Source organism: Streptococcus mitis (assembly GCF_002096855.1).
Classification (GTDB): domain Bacteria; phylum Bacillota; class Bacilli; order Lactobacillales; family Streptococcaceae; genus Streptococcus; species Streptococcus mitis_Y.
In genome coordinates, this window is sequence record NZ_NCVH01000030.1 from 57,968 (window position 1) to 82,265 (window position 24,298).

Sequence of the window (24,298 nt, forward strand, 5' to 3'; positions counted from 1 at the left end):
TTCGCTTGCACCCGCTTGTCTGTGAAGCCTACAATGCCGACTTTGACGGGGACCAAATGGCCATCCACGTACCGCTTTCAGAAGAAGCTCAAGCAGAAGCTCGTATCTTGATGTTGGCTGCTGAGCACATCTTGAACCCCAAAGATGGTAAACCAGTTGTTACTCCGTCTCAGGACATGGTTTTGGGTAACTATTACTTGACCATGGAAGAAGCTGGTCGTGAAGGTGAAGGAATGGTCTTCAAAGACCGTGACGAAGCGGTTATGGCTTACCGTAATGGTTATGTTCACCTCCACTCACGTGTTGGTATTGCAACAGATAGCCTCAACAAGCCTTGGACTGAAGAGCAAAAACACAAGGTCTTGCTTACAACGGTTGGTAAAATCCTCTTCAACGACATCATGCCAGAGGGTCTACCATACTTGCAAGAACCAAACAATGCCAACTTGACAGAAGGCGTTCCAGCTAAATATTTCTTGCCACTTGGTGGAGATATCAAGGAAGCTATCAGCAATCTTGAACTTAATCCTCCATTCAAGAAGAAAAACCTTGGGAATATCATCGCTGAAATCTTCAAACGTTTCCGTACGACAGAAACTTCTGCCCTACTTGACCGTATGAAGAACCTCGGTTACCACCACTCAACTCTTGCAGGATTGACAGTGGGTATTGCCGATATTCCAGTCGTTGATGACAAGGCTGAAATCATTGAAGAATCACACAAACGTGTAGAACAAATCACAAAACAATTCCGTCGTGGTATGATTACAGATGACGAACGCTACAATGCTGTTACAGCTGAATGGCGTGCTGCTCGTGAAAAACTTGAGAAACGCTTGATTGCCAACCAAGATCCTAAGAACCCAATCGTTATGATGATGGACTCTGGAGCCCGTGGTAACATCTCAAACTTCTCACAGCTTGCCGGTATGCGTGGTCTGATGGCGGCTCCAAACGGACGTATCATGGAATTGCCAATCCTTTCAAACTTCCGTGAAGGTTTGTCAGTACTCGAAATGTTCTTCTCAACTCACGGTGCGCGTAAAGGTATGACCGATACGGCCCTTAAGACAGCCGACTCAGGTTACTTGACTCGTCGTTTGGTTGACGTTGCCCAAGATGTTATCATCCGTGAGGATGACTGTGGAACTGACCGTGGTCTCTTGATCCGTTCTATTACTGAAGGTAAAGAGATGATTGAGTCTCTCGAAGAACGTCTCAATGGTCGTTACACTAAGAAAACTGTTAAACACCCAGAAACTGGTGCAGTTATCATCGGTCCAAACGAATTAATTACAGAAGACAAGGCTCGTGAAATCGTCAATGCCGGTGTTGAAGAAGTGACTATCCGCTCTGTATTTACATGTAATACTCGTCATGGTGTCTGCCGTCACTGTTATGGTATCAACTTGGCGACTGGTGATGCCGTTGAAGTTGGTGAAGCAGTTGGTACAATCGCTGCCCAATCTATCGGGGAACCTGGTACACAGCTTACAATGCGTACCTTCCACACGGGTGGGGTTGCCTCAAATACCGATATCACTCAGGGTCTTCCTCGTGTCCAAGAAATCTTTGAAGCCCGCAATCCTAAAGGGGAAGCGGTCATCACAGAAGTCAAAGGGGAAGTTACAGCAATCGAAGAAGATGCTTCAACGCGTACTAAGAAAGTCTTCGTTAAAGGCGAAACTGGAGAAGGCGAATACGTGGTACCATTTACAGCCCGTATGCGTGTCCAAGTTGGAGACCAAGTCTCTCGCGGTGCAGCTCTTACAGAAGGTTCTATCCAACCGAAACGTCTCCTTGCAGTTCGTGATGTCTTGTCAGTTGAAACCTACCTCCTCGGTGAAGTACAAAAAGTTTACCGTAGCCAAGGGGTAGAAATCGGTGACAAACACATCGAGGTAATGGTTCGTCAAATGATCCGTAAAGTTCGTGTCATGGATCCAGGGGACACAGATCTTCTTATGGGTACTCTCATGGACATCAACGACTTTACAGATGCCAACAAGGATGTTCTTATCGCAGGTGGAGTTCCAGCGACTGGTCGTCCAGTTCTTATGGGAATCACCAAAGCCTCACTTGAAACAAATAGTTTCTTGTCAGCGGCTTCCTTCCAGGAAACAACTCGTGTCCTTACAGATGCAGCCATCCGTGGTAAGAAAGATCATCTCCTTGGACTCAAGGAAAATGTTATCATCGGTAAGATCATCCCAGCTGGTACTGGTATGGCTCGCTACCGTAACCTTGAACCACAAGCTATCAATGAAGCAGAATATCTGACTCCAGAACAAGAAGAGGCAGAACTTGCTCCTGTAGAGGAAGTTGTGGAAATCCAAGTTGAAGAAACAGTAGAATAAAAGCAAACAAGAGAACCTTTGGGTTCTCTTTGCTTTATTTCAGAAAATTTTCCAACTTTTTCATAAAGTATGGTAGAATAGAAGAACTAAAATGCCAAGGAGGTGTCCATATGGAACAAACATTCTTTATCATTAAGCCAGATGGTGTGAAAAGAGGGCTGGTCGGCGAAATTCTGCAAAGAATGGAACAACGAGGTTTCAAACTCGAAAAATTAGAGCTACGCTCAACAGTTTCAGAAGCTTTGATTGACCAACACTATCAAGACTTGGTTGAAAAAAGTTTTTATCCTCCTATCCGTCAGTTTATGACCTCAGGACCAGTAGTGGTGGGCATTCTATCAGGTCCGAAAGTGATTGAAACTTGGCGGACCATGATGGGTGCTACTCGTCCAGAAGAAGCTCTGCCAGGAACTATCCGAGGAGATTTTGCCAAGGCTGCAGGAGACAATCAAGCCATTCAAAATGTAGTTCATGGTTCAGATTCAGAAGAGTCAGCTAAGCGAGAAATTGCTCTTTGGTTTGAAGAGAAATAGTAAAAGTTTGATGTAAGGGATACTTGCATCAAACTTTGTTGCATTTTAGAGTAGAAAACTGACAGTTGAGAAATATTCTAGCAATGGTGAGAATTTCTAGCCTATAATAAGAGCAAGTAGGGAGGAAGAATGATGGAAAAAATGAAAAAGCAAATTCGTGTTTTGTTATTGCTGACAGTTTTTGGTCTTAGTAGCTGTTCTTGTTTAAGTTTATCGACTTGGGCCTTGATGTTAAATCAAAACTGCTTCTATTATTTAGTTGGCATGTTGCTCCTTGCCAGTATTGGTGCAGGGTTAAACTACTATAGAGGACAGGGAAATCAATCTTATTCAATTTTTAAGGAAGATAAGCAACGATTCTTGTATAGTCTCTTGCTCTTAGTAAACATTTTGGGTTTAGCCTTAATTGTCATAGAACATATCCTTGCAGGAAATACATCCGTAGAAGGGTTTTCGGAAGTCTTTCTACCGAGTTTCTTTTTCTTATTTGGTATTGATTTGTTGGTTTTTCTACCAATTCAGAAGTATGTAAATGGATTGAAAAAGATTTTGGGAAAGAAGGAAATCTGTTTTATTAGTGGACTAGCTATTCTAATCTTTCTCAGAAATCCTTGGATGCTATTATCCATGACCTTTTATATTACCTTGGGAATGCTATTTTTAGGACTGTTAGTGCCAAAAGTCATTCGCTGGGAAGTTTCATTTTATAGCCATTTGATGAGAGATATCTTGCTAGTTGTCTTCTTGCTGTTTCTATTTTAAAGGCAAAAGAAGAGATGGTCCAAGTTTTACAATTTATAATATGGAATTCATAGATAATATCTCGACAAAGGACAACTTTTTGGTATAATAGAAACATGTACACTAAAAATGAAGAAGAGTTACAGTCCTTAGGTGAACGTTTGGGCTATTTATTAGAAAAAAATGACGTCTTAATTCTAACTGGTGAACTTGGAGCAGGCAAAACGACATTTACAAAAGGTCTTGCTAAAGGATTACAGATTACTCAGATGATTAAGAGTCCAACCTACACTATCGTAAGAGAGTATGAAGGTCGTCTTCCACTTTACCACCTAGATGTTTATCGTATAGAGGGGGATGCTGATTCTATTGATTTAGATGAGTTTCTCTTTGGTGGTGGGGTAACTGTCATCGAGTGGGGGCATCTTTTAGGTGATGCCTTGCCAGATACTTATTTAGAATTGGAAATTCTAAAAGAAGAAGAGGGTCGCAGACTGAATTTTCAAGCAAAAGGTTTGCGTGCAGAAAAGCTTTTAGAGGAGCTTCAACATGGAGTATGAATTGCTCATTAGGGAAGAAGAAGTTGAAGATGCGGCTGAGTTAGTATCATTTTTAAATCGTGTCAGTGTAGAAACAGATTTTACCAGTCTGGACAGGGATGGCATTTTGATGACAGATACTGAGATGGAGTTATTTTTGGATAAACAGGCTCACTCGGAAAATCAAATCACTTTACTGGCCTTGCTGAATGATGAAATTGCTGGTCTTGTAAATATCACAGCTGATCAACGCAAGAGAGTTCGTCATATTGGAGATCTCTTTATTGTGATTGGTAAGAAGTATTGGAATAATGGACTGGGGAGTTTGTTACTTGAAGAAGTCGTAGAATGGGCACAGGCTAGTGGCATTCTTCGTCGACTTCAACTAACTGTCCAAACTCGCAATCAGGCTGCAGTTCATTTATATCAAAAGCATGGCTTTGTAATTGAAGGTAGACAAGAGCGCGGTGCGTACATAGAAGAAGGGAAATTTATAGATGTTTACCTGATGGGTAGACTGATAGATTGATAGAAATATGGTTAAAAAAATTATTGGAATGGTGCTAGCTTTTCTAGCTGTGACAGTTTTAGGTGTGGGTGTTTTTGCTTATACTATTTATCAGCAAGGTACAGAAACCTTATCAAAAACCTATAAAAAGATTGGGGAAGAAACCAATGTTATTGAGGCTACTGAACCCTTAACGATCCTTTTAATGGGGGTTGATACTGGAAACGAAGAACGAACGGACCCTTGGGAAGGAAATAGTGATTCTATGATTCTCTTGACGGTTAATCCGCATACGAAAAAGACTATGATGTTGAGTTTAGAGAGAGATATTTTGACGAAAATTCAGCATAAAGATGGTCAAATCGAAGAAGCGAAACTGAACGCAGCTTATGCTGGAGGAGGTGCAGAATTAGCTATCTCAACGATTCAAAGGATGATGAATATCCATATTGACCGCTATATTATGGTCAATATGCAAGGTTTGCAACAATTGGTAGATGCAGTGGGCGGGATTACGGTTAATAATACACTAGGTTTCCCGATTTCTATCAGTGACCAAGAGGAATTTAACACCATTTCTATCGGTGTTGGAGAGCAGACAATAAATGGAGAAGAAGCGCTTGTTTATTCTCGCATGCGCTACCAGGATCCAGAAGGGGACTACGGACGTCAGAAGCGTCAGCGTGAAGTCATTCAAAAGGTTGTTGAAAAAGTTCTTAGCTTGAATAGTGTTAGTCACTATCAATCTATCCTAAAAGCCTTAAGTACCAATATGCAGACTAATATTGATCTATCTGCGAAAAGTATTCCAAGCTTGTTAGGTTACCAGGACTCGTTTAAAACGATTGAAACTCAACAATTACGAGGAGAAGATGCCGAATTGCAAGGGACATCTTATCAAATTGTAACTGCTAACCATTTGTTAGAAATCCAGAATCTTTTGAGAACCTCACTTGATAAACCGAAGGTGACAGAGTTAGAGACAAATGCTGTCTTATATGAAGATATTTTCGGAAATCGAAATAATACCGGTTTGGGAACAGGTACGATTAATAATACAATAAATCAAGAAGATGTAGAATAATCTATTTTATAGTTAAAATCGTGGGAAATTTCCTGCGATTTTTTCAAAAAAATACGAATAGATAGGTAGGAGGAAACATGAAAGCAGAAATCATTGCTGTTGGAACAGAGATTTTGACAGGACAGATTGTCAATACCAATGCTCAGTTTTTGTCGGAAAAACTAGCAGAGATTGGGGTAGATGTATATTTTCAGACGGCTGTAGGAGACAATGAAGCTCGTCTCTTATCCCTGCTTGAGATTGCCAGTCAACGTAGCAGCCTGCTGATTTTGACAGGCGGTTTGGGGCCAACTGAGGACGATTTGACCAAACAAACCCTGGCTAAATTCTTAGGGAAAAAATTAGTCTTCGATCCTCAGGCACAGGCGAAGTTGGATGTCTTTTTTGCCCAGAGACCAGACTATGCCCGAACACCGAATAATGAAAGACAAGCTCAACTTGTAGAAGGGGCGACTCCGCTGCCAAATGAAACAGGACTGGCTGTGGGAGGAATATTAGAAGTCGAAGGAGTGACCTACGTTGTCCTTCCTGGTCCGCCAAGTGAATTGAAACCCATGGTTTTAAACCAACTTCTACCCAAGTTGATGACAGGAAGCAAGCTGTATTCCCGAGTTCTTCGTTTCTTTGGAATTGGCGAAAGTCAGTTGGTGACCATTTTGGCTGATTTGATTGACAATCAAACAGATCCGACCTTGGCACCTTATGCAAAGACAGGAGAAGTAACCTTGCGCCTGTCGACAAAAGCTAGCAATCAAGAAGAGGCGAATCAAGTGCTGGATATCTTGGAATATCAAATCTTGAATCGCCAAACTTTTGAAGGCCTTTCTTTACGAGACCTCTGTTATGGTTATGGGGAAGAGACTAGTTTAGCCAGCATTGTGGTAGAAAAGCTGAAAAAGCAAGGGAAAACCATCACGGCAGCTGAGAGTTTGACGGCTGGTCTTTTCCAAGCTACTGTAGCTGATTTTTCGGGTGCTTCAAGTATATTTAAGGGTGGTTTTGTAACCTATAGCTTGGAGGAAAAATCAAAGATGTTGGATATTCCTGTCAAGGATTTGGAAGAACAGGGTGTGGTGTCTGAATTTACAGCTCAGAAGATGGCTGAGCAGGCACGAATCAAGACCCAGTCAGATTTTGGCCTTAGTTTGACTGGAGTGGCAGGACCAGATAGCCTCGAAGGACACCCGGCTGGAACAGTCTTCATAGGCTTGGCACAGGAGCATGGAACTAAGGTCATCAAGGTTAATATTGGAGGTAGAAGTCGAGCAGATGTACGTCACATTGCGGTTATGCATGCCTTTAACCTAGTTCGCAAGGCTTTATTAAGTGACTAACTTTTGATATAATAGTAGATAGGTCTGAGGACCATTAGAATGTAGGAGAATAGAATGGCGAAAAAACCAAAAAAATTAGATGAAATTTCAAAAAAATTCGGGGCAGAACGTGAAAAAGCCTTGAATGACGCTCTTAAATTGATTGAGAAAGACTTTGGTAAGGGTTCAATCATGCGTTTGGGTGAACGTGCTGAGCAAAAGGTGCAAGTGATGAGCTCCGGTTCCTTGGCTCTTGATATTGCCCTTGGTTCAGGTGGTTATCCTAAGGGACGTATCATCGAAATCTACGGACCAGAGTCATCTGGTAAGACAACGGTTGCTCTTCATGCAGTTGCGCAAGCGCAAAAAGAAGGTGGAATTGCAGCCTTTATCGATGCGGAACATGCCCTCGATCCAGCTTATGCTGCGGCCCTTGGTGTCAACATTGACGAATTGCTCTTGTCTCAACCAGATTCAGGAGAGCAAGGTCTTGAGATTGCAGGAAAATTGATTGACTCAGGTGCTGTAGATCTTGTCGTGGTCGACTCAGTTGCTGCCCTTGTACCTCGTGCAGAAATTGATGGAGATATCGGAGATAGCCACGTTGGTTTGCAGGCTCGTATGATGAGCCAGGCTATGCGTAAACTTGGTGCTTCTATCAATAAAACCAAAACAATTGCCATCTTTATCAACCAATTGCGTGAAAAAGTTGGGGTCATGTTTGGAAATCCAGAAACAACTCCTGGTGGACGTGCTCTGAAATTCTACGCATCAGTCCGTTTGGATGTTCGTGGAAGCACACAAATCAAGGGAACTGGTGACCAAAAAGATACCAATGTCGGTAAAGAAACTAAAATCAAGGTCGTGAAAAACAAGGTAGCTCCACCATTTAAGGAAGCCTTCGTTGAAATTATGTACGGAGAAGGGATTTCTAAGACTGGTGAGCTCTTGAAAATCGCAAGCGATTTGGATATCATCAAAAAAGCAGGAGCTTGGTACTCTTACAAGGATGAGAAAATCGGTCAAGGTTCTGAAAATGCTAAGAAATACTTGGCAGATAACCCAGAAGTCTTTGATGAGATTGACCATCAAGTCCGTGTTCAATTTGGTTTGATTGATGGAGAGGAAGCTTCTGTAGAAGGTGTTGAAACTAAAAAAGATGAAGCAGTTCAAGTAGACTCTGTGAATGAAGAAGTTACACTTGACCTAGGCGACGAACTTGAAATCGAAATTGAAGAATAAGCTGTCAAAGTAGTGGAGAAATCCCCTGCTTTTCGTTTCTTTTGGATTTTAACCTAAAGGCTAATTCTTGTATTTCGGGTAAAACTTTTTGAAAAATCAGTTGTAAAATGACAATTTCGTCATTTCTTTTTTGTTGTTATAGATAAAATGCATATTATAATAAAGATATGGCATATAGTACAGATTTTAAACACCGGTCATTAAATTACATCAAAGAGGGGCATAGCCATGTCGAGACAGCAAAAGTTTTTGATGTTGGTATCAGAACTCTTTTCATGTGGAAAAGAAATTACGTGAACAAGGGCACTTAGAGCGGAAAAAGCGAGTCGCCAAAAGCCGAAAGATTCCTTTGGAGGAGTTGAAGGCATTTGTAGAGGCTCATCCAGATATTTTCTTAAGGGAGATCGCGGCACATTTTGATTGTGCCGTCCCTTCAGTATGGGCAACTTTAAAGCAGATTAAGATCACTTTAAAAAAAGACGACTAGCTTTAAGTAACAAGATTCAGAGAAAGTCGCTGAGTTTCTTGATGTTTTGGGTAGCCTAAAAGATTTACTAGTCGTATATATTGACGAAACGGGAATCGATCGCTGCCTCTATTGTCCTTATGCACGGGCTCCTAGAGGGGAGATAGTCTATGAAAAGATTAGCGGACAGCGCTTTGAGCGGACTTCAATTGTTGCAGGACAAGTAGACGGAGAGTTTATAGCTCCTATGATTTACAAGGAAAGTATGACGAGCAACTTCTTTGTAGAATAGTTCAAAACGCAACTCCTGCCTGCTTTTGAGACGCCGCATGTCATTGACATGGACAATGCTAGTTTTCATCCCAAGAAGATTTTGGATGAACTCTGCATCCAAGATAAACACTTTTTCATACCTTTACCATCTTATTCACCAGATTTGAATCCCATTGAGCAAGCTTGGGCTGTCTTGAAAAAGAAAGTGACAGATTTATTAAGGGTTGTTCCAAATATCTTTGAATGTTTAGAGCACTTTTTTTAAAACTAAATGACTATAAAAGTAATGAAAATTCACTTCTGATTGTCAAGTCAAGTGCAACAAAGTTGTTTATCTGATTAAGTGAGTATCTTTCAAGAGTCTGGAACAAAAGTTTAACCTTAAATATAAAAAGCGAACAAAACGAGTTATCTGACACTTGGAATTTTATCTTGTTTGATTTTTTTGTATAATCTATCGATTTTAAAATTTATAATAAAGAAATGCCTACAATCAAAGTCTTTTTGTTCTATTTATTTGCGGACAGATAGTCATCGATTCGTCTAGATAGCCTTTGTATAGACCTCTAAAAGGGATGGATTTAGTTATTTTAATGAAGAATCCTTTGGAATGAACTATCTTAACTATCCATTAAAATTCTTATTCGTACCTCGTTCATAAGATGAATAGGCATGTGCAAAATAAACATCTAAGCCCTCTATCTCACTCAATAAAGAAAATTCGTTTCCGTTGTCCGCAGTGATGGATTTAATAGGATAAAGTTTTATCCAGTCTAAGACTGCTTGATTAACAGACTCTGTTTTCTTTTCCTAGCAATCTTTGTAGGTTTGAGTCCTAAACATAAATAAGTCTCAATTTTTTCTCGTTCAGTTTCAGATAAGTGTTTATAGGATTAATTTGTGGTAAAATAGATATTGGACATGTTCTTCTCCCTTTATACTGTTTTTTGCAACTCGTAGTATATCAGATGAATATGTCTTTTGTGTTGTACTTCATTTTACAATAGGGCTTGCATTTTCCTGTAAAAAGAGTTAAAATTAGACATTAAAAGAATTTGTTATTAAGTAGAAGGAAAAAGGGAGGAGTGGAATATTTTTAAGTAACAGATTCAGTTTAGAAAGGAGATAAAATGAAAAGAAAATTATCAAAACAATTTTCAACATATCTAAGTTTACTAATTTTACTCTTAGGACAGTTTTGGGGGTTATCTTCTGTAAAAACATTTGCAGATACGGTAGACAGTAAACGATACATTGGATGGACAATTACAACTGGGGAGACACCAGCATCATTTGATGAGTCTATCTACGTAAGTCCTCAAGGAAGCCATGCAGGAGATTTAGCCGATGCAATTGTTGCATATTGCTTTAACTATACATATGCGACTCCACCTAAGTCAGATAGTACCACAAACTATCCTATTTACGAAAAAGAGACAGGAACAGCAGAAAGTTTTGGGCAATACGCCACCTCTAAGCGTATTACAAATGAAGAGTTGTATAAAGCAGTATTAAAAGTTATGTATAATGGTTTCCCAAATAATGCAGCGAGTCTACAAGGGGCTATTAGTGATGCACGTTTTAGAGCTGTAACTCAGTATGCTGTGTGGCATTTTACCGATAATTATGATGCAACAACGATACTTAGCAGTGATGAATTAGAACTTTATAATACATTAATTGGTAATAAAGCCGGTGCAAAAAATGTACCTGAAGATGCTACATTAGACATTTATCGTAACACAATGGAGGTTCATGCTAGTACTGCACAAGGAGCTTCAAAACCAGAATATCAAAATCTTTTATCTTCTAGATTTGTAAATAAAGTAACTGGAGAAGAACTTAAAATTACTCCATCTATTGATATTTATGCCAAGAAAGTTTGGGAAAATGCTAATTCTATTGTGAAAAAACCAGATGTTTCATTCCGTTTGAAAAATAAAGCAACAGATGCGCAGGTAGGTGAGATTTTAACAGTTTCTACTTCTGAAAGTACGGAAGAATCAAATGTTGTCAAATGGGAAAATATTCCTGGAAAGCACTCAGACTATATTGTAGAAGAAGTATCAGTACCTGAGGGATACACATCATCTGGTCGTGGTTCTGGGAAGGGGACTTTGGAGAATCCTTTTGTGATTACAAATAAAAAACAATCAGATATTCCTGCTTATGTCCAATCTATATCTGTTACAAAGGTTTGGAAAGGAGAGAAGGCTGATACTTCCAAACGTCCTGATGTTTATTTTACTATTTTTCAAGTAAAAAATGGCATTGAGACAATTTTGACTGCTGACAAATTACCGACTCCAAAAGGATTTGAAAATCCTAAGAAGTTAACTTCATTAGCACCTGTAACATGGCGAAATCTGTATGCGCCTGGAATTGATAAAGATACAAATGAACCGATTTCTTATATTGTGAAAGAGACAGATAAAGATGGGAATGTCTTAACATCACCTAACTATGAAGTGTCTTCTACAGTGATTGGTGCAAATACGGCTAATCATAGCTATACCTTTACCAATACATTCAAAGAAGAGAAGACGAATAGTAAAGAGATTGAGATCAGTAAAGTCAATCTTGGAGGCGAAGAGCTTGAGGGAGCTAAGATTCGTATTTCAAAAGATGGCAAAGAAGTTGAAAGTTGGACTTCTACTAAGACTGCTAAGTCACTGAAACTAGAAGCAGGAGAGTATGTCTTCCATGAAATCAGTGCACCAGCTGGATACAAAGTTGTTACAGACATCACCTTCACAGTAGATAAAGATGGAAATGTCACAGTTACAAACGACACAACAACTGGCACTAAAACAGTTGTAGCAGGTAATAAATTAGTTATCACTGATGAAACAATCACTCACTCAGTTGAAATTTCTAAACAAAATATCGCTGGTGAAAACTTGGCGAGCGCCAAAGTAACAGTCACAGATAAATCAGGTAATGTTGTAACAGATGTGAACGGTACAAAAGTTGAACAATTCGTTACAACAAAAGACAATTTGAAACTTCAATTGCCAGCTGGTGAATATACCTTCGTTGAAGACGCAGCTCCAGCAGGATACGATGTTGTCTCAACTTTCAAATTCACTGTAGATACAAATGGTACAGTGACAACAACAAGCACAGATGCTAAAACAAATGGTTCAGTCTTGACAGTTGTTGACCAAGCTACGAAAGTTGTACCAAAAGAGTTCAAAGTTGCTATTTCAAAAGTTGGACTTGGCGGCGTAGAGCTTGCAGGTGCAGATGTGACAGTCACAAAAGACGGTCAAGAAGTGGATCGTTGGACTTCAACAACTACTAGCCATGAATTGACACTGACAGAAGGCACATACGTCTTCCATGAAATCAGTGCACCAGCTGGATACAAAGTTGTTACAGACATCACCTTCACAGTAGATAAAGATGGAAATGTCACAGTTACAAACGACACAACAACTGGCACTAAAACAGTTGTAGCAGGTAATAAATTAGTTATCACTGATGAAACAACTGCTCATGATGTTTTGTTTAGTAAGACGGATTTAGGTGGTTCAGAAATTGCAGGAGCACGGATTGAAATTCGCGATACAGAAAACAATCTAGTAACATCTTGGACTTCTGAAGCGGGCGTGACAAAACAAGTCAGCCTAAACGAAGGAGCCTATACCTTTAACGAAGTTGTTGCACCAGCTGGATTTGTCAAAGTAACGGCTATTACCTTTACAGTTAGTACAGATGGTCAGGTTTATGTCGTTCATTCAGACCAAAATAAAGTCACTTCATCAAAAAATCACTTGACGGTTATCGATGATGCAGTGGCAAAACCAATTGAGACACCAAAAGGTAGCCTCACAGTGCAAAAAGTGGATGCAACAAGCAATGCAGTGCTACAAGGTGCCGTATTTAGCGTAGTTGGTAACATCACTGAAACAACATCAACAGTTGATTCTTCAAAAGTAGATGCAACCCTTGCAGCTAAACAAGAAGAAATTGCACAATTACAAGCGAAATTAGCTGAATTGGCAGAAACAGCAAAAGCGACTGATCCAGCTGATGCAGTTGCGGTAGAAGCAAATCGCTTGGCTATTGAAAATGCACAAAAAGCATTGGATGCAGCAAATAATAGCTACTCAGCCTTGTTGATTGAAAAAACTAACCTCAAACCAACTGTGACAAGTAAAACTGTCACAAAAGATTTTGGTACTGTGACAACAGATGCAAATGGTGTTGCAAGCCTAACAGAATTACCTGATGGCGAATACAGTATTACAGAAACAAAAGCACCAGCTGGCTATGATTTAGACAGCAAACCGCATGTGGTCACCATCAAAGATGGTCAAGCTTCTGTTACGTCAAACACACTGGTTGTAACGAACAGTAAAACAGTTATTCCAACACCACAATTTGACATTACTATCCGTAAAGTCGACTTGGCTGGCAGTGAATTGGCAGGTGCACAAATCCAAGTGAAGCAAGGGGATACAGTCATTTCAGAATGGACATCAACTGGTCAAGGACAAGTGGTTTCATTGAAACCTGGAACTTACACATTCCATGAAGTTGCTGCACCAAATGGTTACAAAGTGGTGACAGATATTACCTTCTCAGTGGATGAAACAGGCCAAGTGGCGATTCTTTCTGCTCGCGCAGATGAGGCAAAAGTGGCTGCTAATGAACTTATTGTTACAGATCAGAAAGTTCAGCAACTACAAGAAACACAACCTCAAACTCCAAAAACAAACAATAATAAATTCAAGGGAGATGATACCTCAAAAGGATCATCATCAGCAACTGAAGTGGTAGACAATTCTGAAAGCAACAAAGTTCTTCCAGCAACCAATTCTACAGATTTAAAAGGAGTAGTAATTGCAGGTTTTGGATTTCTAATTGCAGGTTTTGTTCTTGCTTTTTTCGGCAAAAAGAAAAAAGCTTAGATGGTAGGAAATGTCATTAAGTTCAGTAACTACATTACACTTTACTTTAAAAATTAGGCTTTTTATTAATTATAGTGAGTTAATGGATAGAACAATCTCGAGAAAGGACAAATTTTGTCCTTTCTTTTTTGATGTTCAGAGCGATAAAAATTCTTTTTTTGAAGTTTTCAAAGTTCCGAAAACCAAAGGCATTGCGCTTGATAAGTTTGATGAGATTATTCGTGGCTTCCAATTTTGCGTTGGAATAAGGTAATTGAAGAGTGTTGATGATTTTTTCTTTATCCTTGAGAAAGGTTTTAAAGACAGTCTGAAAGAGAGGATGAACCTGCTTCAGATTGTCCTCAATGAGTCCGAAAAACTTCTCTGGTTCCTTGTTCTGAAAGTGAAAAAGCAAGAGTTGATAGAGATTGTAGTGGTGTTTCAACTCATCTGAATAGCTCAAAAGCTTGTCTAGAATCTCTTTATTCGTTAAGTGCATACGAAAAGTAGGGCGATAAAATCGTTTATCACTCAGTTTACGACTATCTTGTTGAATGAGTTTCCAGTAGCGTTTGATGGCCTTGTATTCATGGGATTTTCGCTCAAATTGATTCATGATTTGGACACGGACACGACTCATAGCACGGCTGAGATGTTGGACAATGTGAAATCGATCTAGAACGATTTTAGCGTTAGGAAAAAGTTTTCTGGCAATATCGTAGTAGGGGCTAAACATATCCATAGTAATGATTTTCACCTGACAACGAACGACTCTATCGTAGCGCAGAAAGTGATTTCGGATGATAGCCTGTGTTCTGCCTTCAAGAACAGTGATGATGTTGAGATTATCAAAATCTTGTGCAATGAAACTCATCTTCATCTCCCGATTGAAACAGTCACTCCCCTGACTGTTTCAACGTCCCAGGACATAATCTCAGGAAGGCGAGAAAAATCATGCTTAAAGTGAAAATCATTGAGCTTACGAATGACAGTTGAAGTTGAAATGGCCAGCTAATGAGCAATATCGGTCATAGAAGTCTTTTCAATTAACTTTTGCGCAATTTTTTGGTTGATGATACGAGGAATCTGATGATTCTTTTTGACGAGTGAGGTCTCGGCGACCATCACCTTCGAGCAATGATAGCACTTGAAACGACGTTTTCTAAGGAGAATTCTAGTAGGCATGCCAGTCGTTTCGAGGTAAGGAATTTTCGACGGTTTTTGAAAGTCATATTTCTTCATTTGATTTCCGCAATTAGGACAAGATGGAGCCTTATAATCTAGTTTTTCAGTTTGTTGTTCAAGATTTCAGATTGCCTATAGTTTGCTGTTTCTTGTCGCTCCTCTAGAAAGCTGATATAATAGCCTTATGAATAAAAAACGAACAGTGGACCTGATACATGGTCCGATTCTTCCCTCACTTTTGAGTTTTGCCTTCCCAATCTTGCTATCAAATATTTTTCAACAGCTCTATAATACTGCTGATGTCTTGATTGTTGGGCGTTTTCTTGGTCAAGAATCCTTGGCTGCAGTAGGAGCGACGACAGCAATTTTTGACCTGATTGTAGGATTTACTCTTGGTGTTGGCAATGGCATGGGAATTGTCATTGCCCGTTATTACGGGGCTCGGAATTTTATAAAAATTAAGGAAGCAGTAGCAGCCACCTGGATTTTAGGTGCTCTTTTGAGTGTTGTAGTTATGCTGCTGGGCTTTCTTGGTTTGTATCCTCTCTTGCAATACCTAGATACTCCTGCAGAAATTCTTCCCCAGTCCTATCAATATATTTCTATGATTGTGACCTGTGTTGGTGTCAGTTTTGCTTATAATCTTTTTGCGGGTTTGTTGCGGTCCATTGGAGACAGTCTGGCAGCGCTTGGATTTCTGATTTTCTCTGCTCTGGTTAATGTGGTTCTGGATCTCTATTTCATTACGCAATTGCATCTGGGAGTTCAATCTGCAGGCCTTGCTACCATCATTTCGCAAGGTTTGTCAGCGGTTCTCTGCTTTTATTATATTCGTAAGAGTGTGCCAGAACTTTTGCCTCAGTTTAAGCATTTCAAATGGGACAAGGCCTTGTATGCGGACCTCTTGGAGCAAGGTTTGGCTATGGGCTTGATGAGTTCGATTGTATCTATCGGCAGTGTGATTTTACAGTCCTCTGTCAATACTTTTGGAGCAGTGATTATTAGTGCCCAGACGGCGGCTCGTCGCATTATGGCTTTCGCCCTTCTTCCGATGACCGCTATTTCCGCTTCGATGACGACCTTTGCTTCCCAGAATTTAGGTGCTAAGCGCCCAGACCGCATTGTCCAAGGTCTTCGAATCGGCAGTCGTTTAAGTATATCCTGGGCAGTTTTTGTTTGTGTCTTCCTCTTTTTTGCCAGTCCAGCCCTGGTTTCTTTCTTGGCTAGTTCGACGGATAGCTACTTGGTAGAAAATGGTAGTCTCTATCTGCAAATCAGTTCAGCCTTTTATCCTATTTTGAGTCTCTTATTGATTTATCGCAATTGTTTGCAGGGCTTGGGGCAAAAGATTCTTCCTCTAGTTTCTAGCTTTATTGAACTAATCGGAAAAATCGCTTTTGTAGTCTTGATTATCCCTTGGGCAGGCTATAAGGGAGTTATCCTTTGCGAACCCCTTATCTGGGTTGCCATGACTATCCAACTGTACTTCTCATTATTCCGTCACCCCTTGATAAAAGAAGGTAAGGCCATCTTGGCAACAAAAGTGCTATCCTAGTTGGATTTACTGAATAAAATCCATTTCCTCTAGTGAAAATCGAAAAAACTTGTGTTATAATAAGAAAGATTAAAATGTGAAAAAAGGAGATTCCTAATGGGACGTAAATGGGCCAATATCGTAGCCAAGAAAACGGCTAAAGATGGAGCTAACTCTAAAGTATATGCAAAATTTGGTGTAGAAATCTATGTAGCAGCTAAAAAAGGTGATCCAGATCCAGAATCAAACTCAGCCTTGAAATTCGTTATCGACCGTGCTAAACAAGCCCAAGTGCCAAAACATGTTATCGATAAGGCTTTGGACAAGGCTAAAGGAAACACAGATGAAACCTTTACAGAAGGACGTTACGAAGGTTTTGGACCAAATGGTTCTATGCTAATCGTTGATACTTTGACTTCAAATGTCAACCGTACAGCAGCCAATGTCCGTGCAGCCTTCGGTAAAAACGGCGGAAACATGGGTGCTTCAGGTTCGGTTTCTTACCTCTTTGACAACAAGGGCGTTATTGTATTTGCAGGTGAAGATGCGGACGCGGTCTTTGAGCAATTGCTAGAAGCAGATGTGGATGTGGATGATGTAGAAGCAGAAGAAGGTACAATCACAGTTTACACAGCTCCAACTGACCTTCATAAGGCTATCGTTGCCCTCCGTGAGTCAGGTGTCGAAGAATTCCAAGTTACTGAATTGGAAATGATTCCTCAGTCAGAAGTGGAATTGTCAGGGGATGACCTTGAAACCTTTGAAAAACTTTATAGCGTTCTTGAAGACGACGAAGACGTACAAAAGATCTACACAAACGTAGATGGATTCTAATTTAACATTGAGAATATGATCCTAAGTGAGAAGCTCACTTGGGATTTTTTTAATCAAGAAAATAGTTCCCATGAAAACTTTTTCCTTGACATCTTTTCTGAAAATGATAAAATAGTTCTCATGAAAACTTATTTAGTTCCTAGGAGAACTAAATGTGATAGTTAGAAAGGAGTTAGTATGGATAAACCGATGTTAGTCTTTAAGCGTTTTGGTCATCAGATTCACCTCATGGTGCAAAAGGAAGCCAAACGTTGTGGTATTGAATTTATGGGTGGGCCTCAAGGTCAGGTTGTGCGTTTTTTGGATAATCGTGAGAAAAACCAAGACTTGGTCTTGATTAAAGATATCGAGCAGGAACTCAATATTACCAAGTCTGTTGCTAGTAATTTGGTCAAGCGTATGGTGCAAAATGGTTTAGTGGAATTGGAGGCGAGTCCTAGCGATAAGCGGGCAAAATTTGTTCGTTTGACGGACAAAGCACGTTCTCAGATGCAGCAGGTTAAGGCCTTTTTTGAACGAATTGACAAGCAGTTGATGGAAGACATTGATGAAGATGAATTACTGATTTTTGAGAAAGTTCTCGGTCAACTACAGGCAAATATCAAGGGAATAGGAGGAGAGAATGAAGAAATTAGCCAAACGAATTAGTAGAAAAGAATGGGGGATGATTTTACTAGCTATTCTCTTTACTTGCTTTTCGGTTTATCTAGAGTTGGAAGTGCCAACCTATATCTCGAAAATTACGGATTTACTGGGAACTCAGGGAACTAATTTAGATGAGTTGTGGCAGCCAGCAGGTATGATGGTGGGAATGTCCTTTCTAGCCTTCTTATCCGCAGTTGCAGTTGGTTTTTTTGCGTCCAGAGTGGCGGCTTCTTATACTAGTAGGCTGAGAAGTGATATTTTTAACCGAGTTTTGGATTACTCGCAGACAGAGATTAAGAAATTCTCTATTCCCAGTCTTTTAACTCGTACCACCAATGACATTACTCAAGTTCAAATGTTGATTACCATGGGCTTGCAAGTGGTAACACGTGGTCCAATTATGGCTATCTGGGCTATTGGGAAGATTTTAGGTCATTCAGAATACTGGCTCTGGGCCGTACTTGTGGCAGTGATTGTCAACGTTTTAATGACGACTGTTTTGATGACGCTAGCCTTTCCAAAACAGTCCTTGATTCAGGGGTTGACAGATAAACTGAACAGTATCACTCGTGAGAGTTTAACAGGTATTCGTGTCGTTCGCGCCTACAATGCTGAAGAATACCAAAATGAAAAATTTGCAGCAGCAAATGATGAATTGACACGCTTGAATTTGTTTGTCAACCGTCTTATGGCTATTTTGAACCCTATCATGATGGGGATTTCAAGTGGTTTGAGTGTGGCGATTTACTGGATTGGGGCCTATGTGATTAACGACGCTGCTGCGACAGCACGTCTGCCTCTCTTTAGTGACATGATTGTTTTCATGTCTTATGCCATGCAAGTTGTCATGGGCTTCCTTCTCATGGGAGCACTCTTCATCGTTCTTCCCCGAACTATGGTCTCTGCTAAGCGGATTAATCAAGTTTTAGATTTGCATTCTTCTATCCAAAACCCTGCTCAAGTGCAGCTGGCTGATGAAAACCTCAAAGGTCAGGTCGAGTTTAAGGATGTGACCTTCCGCTATGCGGCAAATTCGGAGGCGGTTATTGAGCATGTTAGCTTTAGAGCAGAAGCTGGTCAAACAGTGGCCTTTATAGGATCAACAGGTTCTGGTAAATCAACTCTGGTCAATCTGATTCCACGTTTCTACGACGTGTCAGCAGGAGAGATTCTTGTAGACGGTGTCAATGTTCAAGACTATGACTTAAATGATTTGCGCAACAAGGTTGGTTATATTCCTCAGAAAGCGGTCCTCTTTTCAGGTGATGTCAAGGACAATCTAGACTTTGGACACAGTCAAGAAACACCACTTAGTGAGCAGGCTATGTTGCAAGCTTTGGAATTGGCCCAGTCTAAGAACTTTATCGAAGACAAGGAAGCGGGCTTAGCGTCGGAAGTGGCCCAAGGAGGAACCAACTTCTCAGGTGGTCAAAGACAACGTCTAGCAATTGCGCGTGCCTTGGCTCGGAAGCCAGAAATCCTCATCTTTGATGACTCCTTCTCAGCCTTGGACTACAAGACAGACCGTGTCCTACGCCAAGAGTTAGTAGAGAAAACCAAGTCTATGACCAAGCTTATTGTCGCACAGCGTATTTCAACGATTATGGATGCAGATTTGATTTTGGTCTTGGATCAAGGAAAAGTCGTGGGACAAGGCACCCACAAGGAACTTCTAGCTAATAATGAAGTTTACCAAGAAATTGCCTATTCACAACTATCGAAGGAGGAATTGGAACATGGAAAATAAGAAAATGTCTCTTTGGAAACAGAGCAAACCCTATCTTGCAGGCCTCCAGTTTGCCCTTCTAATCGCCTTTCTAGCAACAATCGTATCCAATATCATTACTGTATATGGTCCAACCCGCATCAAGGAAATGACTAATATTATTGCTAGTGGTCTGGAAACAAGTGTGGATGTCGCGGCGGTTGCAGCTATTGGTGGTTTTTTGGCCGTGATTTATGTGATTGGACTTCTATCAAATTATTTACAGGCCTTTCTGTTTACAACAGCCATTCAACGTTTTTCAGAGCGTTTGAGAAGAGCCATTGCAGAGAAAATCAATAGCCTACCATTGGGATATTTTGATGGACATTCTCAAGGAGATACCTTGTCTCGTGTAACAAATGATATTGACACTGCAGCCCAGTCCCTCAATCAAAGTCTGGGAACAGTTCTTTCATCCACTTTACTGGTCGTGGCAGTCTTGGTAACCATGTTTGGGATGAACTGGATTTTAGCCTTGGTGACGGTTGTGTCAACCCTTATTGGTTTTGTTTTCGTGTCTGTCTTTATGGGCAAATCCCAGGGCTTCTTTAAGAGTCAGCAACAAGATTTGGCAGCTGTCAATGGCTATGTGGAAGAAATGTACTCTGGCCATAATGTAGTGACCGGTTACAATGCTATCGAAAGTACGAAAGAAGAGTTTGCGAAATTAAACCATCGTCTGTATGATAGTATCTGGAAATCTCAATTTATTTCAGGGATTATGATGCCGATTATGATGTTTATTGGGAACTTTAGCTATGCCTTGGTGATTATCGTTGGTGCAGCCTTGGCATTAAATGGACACATCAGTATCGGGATTATCGTTGCCTTTATGGCCTACGTTCGTATCTTTTCTCAGCCTCTTTCACAAATTGCCCAAGGGATTACTAGTCTTCAGCAGGCTAGTGCAGCCATGGGACGCGTCTTCGAATTCTTAGGTGAAGAGGAAATGGAAGATGAATCCCATAAAGAAAGACAACTGAGTGATATGAAAGGTCAAGTGGTCTTTGATCGAGTTTCCTTTGGTTACACACCAGAGCGAACCATTATTCATGACTTTTCTGCGACCGCTCATGCAGGTCAAAAGGTTGCCATTGTCGGACCGACCGGAGCTGGGAAGACAACTATTGTCAATCTTTTGATGAAGTTCTATGAGATTGATAAGGGAAGTATTCGCATTGATAGTGTGGATACCAAGGAGATGAAGCGTTCGGAAGTACACGATGCATTTTCAATGGTCTTGCAGGACACTTGGCTCTTTGAAGGAACCATTCGCGACAATCTTATCTATAACCAAACAGGTATTAGTGATGAGCTTGTGATTGAAGCCAGCAAGGCTGTAGGGATTCACCACTTTATCATGACCCTACCAGATGGTTACGATACTGTCTTGGACGACACAGTGACCTTGTCTGTCGGACAAAAACAACTCTTGACCATTGCTCGTGCTTTGCTGAAAGATGCGCCGCTCTTGATTTTGGATGAGGCGACCTCTTCGGTTGATACCCGTACTGAGGAATTGATTCAGAAAGCTATGGACCGACTGATGGAGGGAAGAACTTCCTTTGTCATCGCCCACCGCTTGTCAACTATCCGAAATGCTGACTTGATTCTTGTCATGAAAGATGGAAATATCATCGAGCAAGGAAATCATGATGCGCTAATGTCACAAGCTGGTTTCTACGCTGACCTCTACAACAGTCAGTTTACAGAAGATGAAGCAGAAGAATAAATCTAAGAAGGCTTGACGGCCTTCTTTTTCTGCACTATACTAGAAGACAAGTGCTTCCCTATAAGCAAAATTTGAGTAAGTGATGAGAAAATATATGAAAAATTATCAAGAATGGTATGACCATATTGCTAGTAAGATTGAAAATAAGCCTATCTTTCTGAGACTGTTAAGAACTTTCAATCGGTTCATGACGGTAGTTATGCCTATGATTTATCTAACCTTGTTAGCAACTACCTATCTTCAACAAGGACTTGGGAAACAGGTCTTGATCTATGTGTTTATCCCTGCATCAGGTTTTGTGATTTTGTCCTTTCTTCGTAAGAAAATCAATGCCCCTAGGCCTTATGAGGAATGGGATATTAAACCCTTGCTTGACAGAGATAGTCCTGGTCAGTCTATGCCCAGTCGTCATGTCTTTTCAGCAACCATTATCTCCATGGCTTGCTTACATGCTAGTTTATCTGTAGGGGTTATCTCGTTGGTCTTGTCAGCCCTCCTCGGTCTCGTGAGAGTCTTAGGTGGAGTGCATTTTCCCAAGGATGTAGTGGTTGGCTATATTTGTGGTCTTGTGTGGGGTGTGATTTTCTTTCTATGTTGACCTGTAAGTTAAGGTGGTCCCACAACCACTTATGAGTCTAAAGTAACCACTTGCTTTTTTGCTCTTGTTTTCTTATTTTCCCTTTGATATAGTAGAGTCAGAAAGGAGATGGAATGAAGTTACGAATTGAAATTGACAGCAATTTAGAGGAAACTGAAATTGTCATCAAGGCAGCGTCTTTGACAGATGAGATTGCGGATTTACAGCGACTCTTGCAAGAATCCAAGTCTCCTAGGTTGATTTTTTACAAGGGGACGGGTGAATATTATCTGGACTTGTCGGAAATTCTCTTCTTTGAGACGGAAGGTAGCAAGATTTATGCCCATACCCATAAAGATGCCTACGAAGTTCGGCTCAAACTCTATGAGTTAGAGTCTATCCTTCCTCGCTATTTTAGTCGAGTATCCAAGTCAACTATCGCTAATATTCGGCAAATCTATTCGGTGGATAAGTCCTTTTCAGGAACGGGCATCATTTCCTTTTATCAGACCCATAAGGAGATTCATGTCTCACGACATTACCAATCCCTCCTAAAAGAAAATCTAAGAAACATGAGGTAAGAACATGAAAAAGAAAGCATTTGGTATTGTGTTGCTTATTTTGGCGGCTTTAGTATTATTGCAGGGGAATTTTGGAATCCCTTCATTCGGTGGGCAAATTTGGCCCTTGCTTGGTATTGCATTTTTTGCCTATCAATCAGTTGGAGCTTTGTTGCGTCGTCACTTAACTTCAGCCTCTTTTACAGCTCTAGTAGCCTTAATGATTGCTAACCACTTTTATGGCATTTTACCAATTCCCAATCAGTCATTGTTCTGGGCAAGTATTTTAATCGTAATGGGTGTCAGCGCACTCACTCATTCTAACAGAACTTGGAATGGGAAAAAATGGTGGTATGATGGTAAAAAGACCATTCTTACAGATAAGGAAGTTGCTTTTGGGACTGGGACTTTCTACAAGCAAGAGCAAGAATTGGTAGAGGATCAAGTAGAAGTTGGTTTTGGGAATGCCAAGATTTATTATGACAATGCAGAGATGTTGGGAGATAGCGCAACCTTGAAGATAGAAGTCGGTTTTGGGAATGCAGTTATCTATGTTCCTCAACATTGGGGAGTTGATTTAAAGGTAGAAACTTTCTGTGGCGTAGCCAAGGCAGATACTCCTCTAGCCCCAACCAGCAAAACCTTGATTATCCGTGGAGATGTGGCCTTTGGAAAGTTGGAAATTGTCTACGTTAAATAAAAAAATATTCCAATTCCCTTGCAAAAATGAAGAAAGTGTGATAACATAGTACGGTATGTGGTGCTAGCACATCCGCTATATTAGATCTAATAGGAGGAAAACACAATGGCTAAAGTATGTTACTTTACAGGTCGTAAGACTGTATCAGGAAACAACCGTTCACACGCGATGAACCAAACAAAACGTGCCGTAAAACCAAACCTTCAAAAAGTTACTGTTCTTATCGATGGTAAACCTAAAAAAGTTTGGGCTTCAGCTCGTGCTTTGAAATCAGGTAAAGTTGAACGCGTTTAATAATAAAAGTAAGGAGACCTCAGGGTCTTTTTTCTTTTACTGTAGATATAAAATCATTTGAAAAATAGAGTAAATATCCGCTGATACAGTATTCTGCTTTTACACTTGGGCTGAAATATGATAAAATAGAGTATCAACTAGTTGAGGTAAAAAGGATGACTGTAAAAATTAATACAAAAGATGGTCAAATCGAACTAACAGATGAAGTGATTGCAACCGTCGTAGGTGGAGCAGCAACTGAGATTTTTGGTGTGGTCGGTATGGCTAGTAAAAATGCCCTCAAAGATAATTTCCAAGCCCTTCTAGGTAAGGAAAATTATTCTAAAGGTGTCGTCGTAAAGGCGGCCGAAGATGGCAGTATTGCAGTTGATGTATATACCGTGTTGAGCTACGGAACAAAGATTAGCGAAGTGTCAAAAAACATTCAAGAGCGTGTTCGTTTTAGCTTGGAAAACCAGCTTGGAATTACTGCTCAGACTGTAAATGTCTACATTCAAAATATCAAAGTTGTAGGAGAATAA

Annotated in this window: 19 protein-coding genes and 3 pseudogenes; 20 read left to right on the forward strand and 2 right to left on the reverse strand. The window is 40.3% G+C overall.

The window, feature by feature from the left end; genetic code table 11:
* The 9 genes and pseudogenes from rpoC to B7698_RS10355 all read left to right on the forward strand — a co-directional run.
* Positions 1–2,357: DNA-directed RNA polymerase subunit beta' (rpoC, locus tag B7698_RS04350; RefSeq protein ID WP_084864757.1), on the forward strand; the 2,357-nt coding region annotated here is incomplete at its 5' end.
* A gap of 110 nt (positions 2,358–2,467) precedes the next feature.
* Positions 2,468–2,890 carry a nucleoside-diphosphate kinase gene (ndk, locus tag B7698_RS04355; RefSeq protein WP_084864758.1) on the forward strand — a complete coding sequence of 141 codons (423 nt, stop codon included), beginning with the start codon at positions 2,468–2,470 and terminating at the stop codon, positions 2,888–2,890.
* 132 nt (positions 2,891–3,022) lie between these two features.
* On the forward strand, positions 3,023–3,652 hold the full coding sequence (locus B7698_RS04360) for a competence protein (protein WP_084864759.1): 630 nt from the start codon (positions 3,023–3,025) through the stop codon (positions 3,650–3,652).
* Positions 3,653–3,747: 95 nt separating this feature from the next.
* On the forward strand, positions 3,748–4,191 hold the full coding sequence (gene tsaE / locus B7698_RS04365) for a tRNA (adenosine(37)-N6)-threonylcarbamoyltransferase complex ATPase subunit type 1 TsaE (RefSeq protein ID WP_084864760.1): 444 nt from the start codon (positions 3,748–3,750) through the stop codon (positions 4,189–4,191).
* Positions 4,181–4,699 carry a GNAT family N-acetyltransferase gene (locus B7698_RS04370; RefSeq protein ID WP_084864761.1) on the forward strand — a complete coding sequence of 173 codons (519 nt, stop codon included), beginning with the start codon at positions 4,181–4,183 and terminating at the stop codon, positions 4,697–4,699. The genes tsaE and B7698_RS04370 overlap by 11 nt, the downstream gene beginning before the upstream one ends.
* A gap of 7 nt (positions 4,700–4,706) precedes the next feature.
* Positions 4,707–5,762 carry a glycopolymer--peptidoglycan transferase LytR gene (gene lytR, locus B7698_RS04375; RefSeq protein WP_084864762.1) on the forward strand — a complete coding sequence of 352 codons (1,056 nt, stop codon included), beginning with the start codon at positions 4,707–4,709 and terminating at the stop codon, positions 5,760–5,762.
* A gap of 77 nt (positions 5,763–5,839) precedes the next feature.
* Complete coding sequence (locus B7698_RS04380) at positions 5,840–7,096, forward strand: competence/damage-inducible protein A (RefSeq protein WP_084864763.1); 1,257 nt, start codon at positions 5,840–5,842, stop codon at positions 7,094–7,096.
* Positions 7,097–7,150: 54 nt separating this feature from the next.
* A complete protein-coding gene (gene recA, locus B7698_RS04385; RefSeq protein WP_084864764.1) occupies positions 7,151–8,317 on the forward strand; it encodes a recombinase RecA in 1,167 nt (388 codons plus the stop codon).
* A gap of 167 nt (positions 8,318–8,484) precedes the next feature.
* Positions 8,485–9,321, forward strand: a pseudogene (locus B7698_RS10355) (IS630 family transposase).
* A gap of 323 nt (positions 9,322–9,644) precedes the next feature.
* Here B7698_RS10355 and B7698_RS10360 read toward each other — a convergent pair.
* A pseudogene (locus tag B7698_RS10360) lies at positions 9,645–9,866 on the reverse strand (IS30 family transposase); the annotation flags it as partial.
* Between the two features lie 320 nt (positions 9,867–10,186).
* Here B7698_RS10360 and B7698_RS04410 point away from each other — a divergent pair.
* The gene (locus B7698_RS04410; RefSeq protein WP_084864767.1) at positions 10,187–13,972 is read left to right on the forward strand and encodes a SpaA isopeptide-forming pilin-related protein; all 3,786 of its coding nucleotides are present in this window, start codon (positions 10,187–10,189) and stop codon (positions 13,970–13,972) included.
* 79 nt (positions 13,973–14,051) lie between these two features.
* On the opposite strand, the pseudogene B7698_RS04415 reads toward B7698_RS04410, so the two are convergent.
* Positions 14,052–15,238, reverse strand: a pseudogene (locus tag B7698_RS04415) (ISL3 family transposase); the annotation flags it as partial.
* A gap of 82 nt (positions 15,239–15,320) precedes the next feature.
* On the opposite strand from B7698_RS04415, the gene B7698_RS04420 reads away from it, so the two are divergent.
* The 10 genes from B7698_RS04420 (at position 15,321) to B7698_RS04465 (ending at position 24,298) form a co-directional block, all read left to right on the forward strand.
* Positions 15,321–16,691 carry an MATE family efflux transporter gene (locus B7698_RS04420; protein ID WP_084864768.1) on the forward strand — a complete coding sequence of 457 codons (1,371 nt, stop codon included), beginning with the start codon at positions 15,321–15,323 and terminating at the stop codon, positions 16,689–16,691.
* Between the two features lie 96 nt (positions 16,692–16,787).
* On the forward strand, positions 16,788–17,504 hold the full coding sequence (locus B7698_RS04425) for a YebC/PmpR family DNA-binding transcriptional regulator (RefSeq protein ID WP_000532883.1): 717 nt from the start codon (positions 16,788–16,790) through the stop codon (positions 17,502–17,504).
* A 177-nt stretch (positions 17,505–17,681) separates the two neighbouring features.
* Positions 17,682–18,152, forward strand: a complete 471-nt coding sequence (locus B7698_RS04430; RefSeq protein ID WP_084864769.1) for a MarR family winged helix-turn-helix transcriptional regulator — start codon at positions 17,682–17,684, stop codon at positions 18,150–18,152.
* Positions 18,127–19,896 (forward strand): ABC transporter ATP-binding protein, encoded by a 1,770-nt coding sequence (locus B7698_RS04435; protein ID WP_084864770.1) that lies wholly within the window; start codon positions 18,127–18,129, stop codon positions 19,894–19,896. The genes B7698_RS04430 and B7698_RS04435 overlap by 26 nt, the downstream gene beginning before the upstream one ends.
* Entirely contained in the window at positions 19,886–21,646 is a 1,761-nt protein-coding gene (locus tag B7698_RS04440) for an ABC transporter ATP-binding protein (protein ID WP_084864771.1), read from the forward strand. Before B7698_RS04435 ends, B7698_RS04440 begins: the two co-directional genes overlap by 11 nt.
* A gap of 94 nt (positions 21,647–21,740) precedes the next feature.
* On the forward strand, positions 21,741–22,244 hold the full coding sequence (locus B7698_RS04445; protein ID WP_192855103.1) for a phosphatase PAP2 family protein: 504 nt from the start codon (positions 21,741–21,743) through the stop codon (positions 22,242–22,244).
* Positions 22,245–22,357: 113 nt separating this feature from the next.
* Positions 22,358–22,804, forward strand: a complete 447-nt coding sequence (locus tag B7698_RS04450; protein WP_049500865.1) for a LytTR family DNA-binding domain-containing protein — start codon at positions 22,358–22,360, stop codon at positions 22,802–22,804.
* Between the two features lie 4 nt (positions 22,805–22,808).
* Positions 22,809–23,483, forward strand: coding sequence for a LiaF transmembrane domain-containing protein (locus B7698_RS04455; protein ID WP_084864773.1), 675 nt, complete (start codon positions 22,809–22,811; stop codon positions 23,481–23,483).
* A 105-nt stretch (positions 23,484–23,588) separates the two neighbouring features.
* Positions 23,589–23,777 (forward strand): 50S ribosomal protein L28, encoded by a 189-nt coding sequence (rpmB, locus tag B7698_RS04460; RefSeq protein WP_001140948.1) that lies wholly within the window; start codon positions 23,589–23,591, stop codon positions 23,775–23,777.
* A 155-nt stretch (positions 23,778–23,932) separates the two neighbouring features.
* Positions 23,933–24,298, forward strand: a complete 366-nt coding sequence (locus B7698_RS04465) for an Asp23/Gls24 family envelope stress response protein (protein WP_000216437.1) — start codon at positions 23,933–23,935, stop codon at positions 24,296–24,298.

What these genes read in the sequence shown, in the direction of transcription:
- ndk (WP_084864758.1), top strand. Translation starts at nt 2,468, where the DNA reads ATGGAACAAACATTCTTTATCATTAAGCCAGATGGTGTGAAAAGAGGG.
- B7698_RS04360 (WP_084864759.1), top strand. Translation starts at nt 3,023, where the DNA reads ATGGAAAAAATGAAAAAGCAAATTCGTGTTTTGTTATTGCTGACAGTT.
- tsaE (WP_084864760.1), top strand. Translation starts at nt 3,748, where the DNA reads ATGTACACTAAAAATGAAGAAGAGTTACAGTCCTTAGGTGAACGTTTG.
- B7698_RS04370 (WP_084864761.1), top strand. Translation starts at nt 4,181, where the DNA reads ATGGAGTATGAATTGCTCATTAGGGAAGAAGAAGTTGAAGATGCGGCT.
- lytR (WP_084864762.1), top strand. Translation starts at nt 4,707, where the DNA reads ATGGTTAAAAAAATTATTGGAATGGTGCTAGCTTTTCTAGCTGTGACA.
- B7698_RS04380 (WP_084864763.1), top strand. Translation starts at nt 5,840, where the DNA reads ATGAAAGCAGAAATCATTGCTGTTGGAACAGAGATTTTGACAGGACAG.
- recA (WP_084864764.1), top strand. Translation starts at nt 7,151, where the DNA reads ATGGCGAAAAAACCAAAAAAATTAGATGAAATTTCAAAAAAATTCGGG.
- B7698_RS04410 (WP_084864767.1), top strand. Translation starts at nt 10,187, where the DNA reads ATGAAAAGAAAATTATCAAAACAATTTTCAACATATCTAAGTTTACTA.
- B7698_RS04420 (WP_084864768.1), top strand. Translation starts at nt 15,321, where the DNA reads ATGAATAAAAAACGAACAGTGGACCTGATACATGGTCCGATTCTTCCC.
- B7698_RS04425 (WP_000532883.1), top strand. Translation starts at nt 16,788, where the DNA reads ATGGGACGTAAATGGGCCAATATCGTAGCCAAGAAAACGGCTAAAGAT.
- B7698_RS04430 (WP_084864769.1), top strand. Translation starts at nt 17,682, where the DNA reads ATGGATAAACCGATGTTAGTCTTTAAGCGTTTTGGTCATCAGATTCAC.
- B7698_RS04435 (WP_084864770.1), top strand. Translation starts at nt 18,127, where the DNA reads ATGAAGAAATTAGCCAAACGAATTAGTAGAAAAGAATGGGGGATGATT.
- B7698_RS04440 (WP_084864771.1), top strand. Translation starts at nt 19,886, where the DNA reads ATGGAAAATAAGAAAATGTCTCTTTGGAAACAGAGCAAACCCTATCTT.
- B7698_RS04445 (WP_192855103.1), top strand. Translation starts at nt 21,741, where the DNA reads ATGAAAAATTATCAAGAATGGTATGACCATATTGCTAGTAAGATTGAA.
- B7698_RS04450 (WP_049500865.1), top strand. Translation starts at nt 22,358, where the DNA reads ATGAAGTTACGAATTGAAATTGACAGCAATTTAGAGGAAACTGAAATT.
- B7698_RS04455 (WP_084864773.1), top strand. Translation starts at nt 22,809, where the DNA reads ATGAAAAAGAAAGCATTTGGTATTGTGTTGCTTATTTTGGCGGCTTTA.
- rpmB (WP_001140948.1), top strand. Translation starts at nt 23,589, where the DNA reads ATGGCTAAAGTATGTTACTTTACAGGTCGTAAGACTGTATCAGGAAAC.
- B7698_RS04465 (WP_000216437.1), top strand. Translation starts at nt 23,933, where the DNA reads ATGACTGTAAAAATTAATACAAAAGATGGTCAAATCGAACTAACAGAT.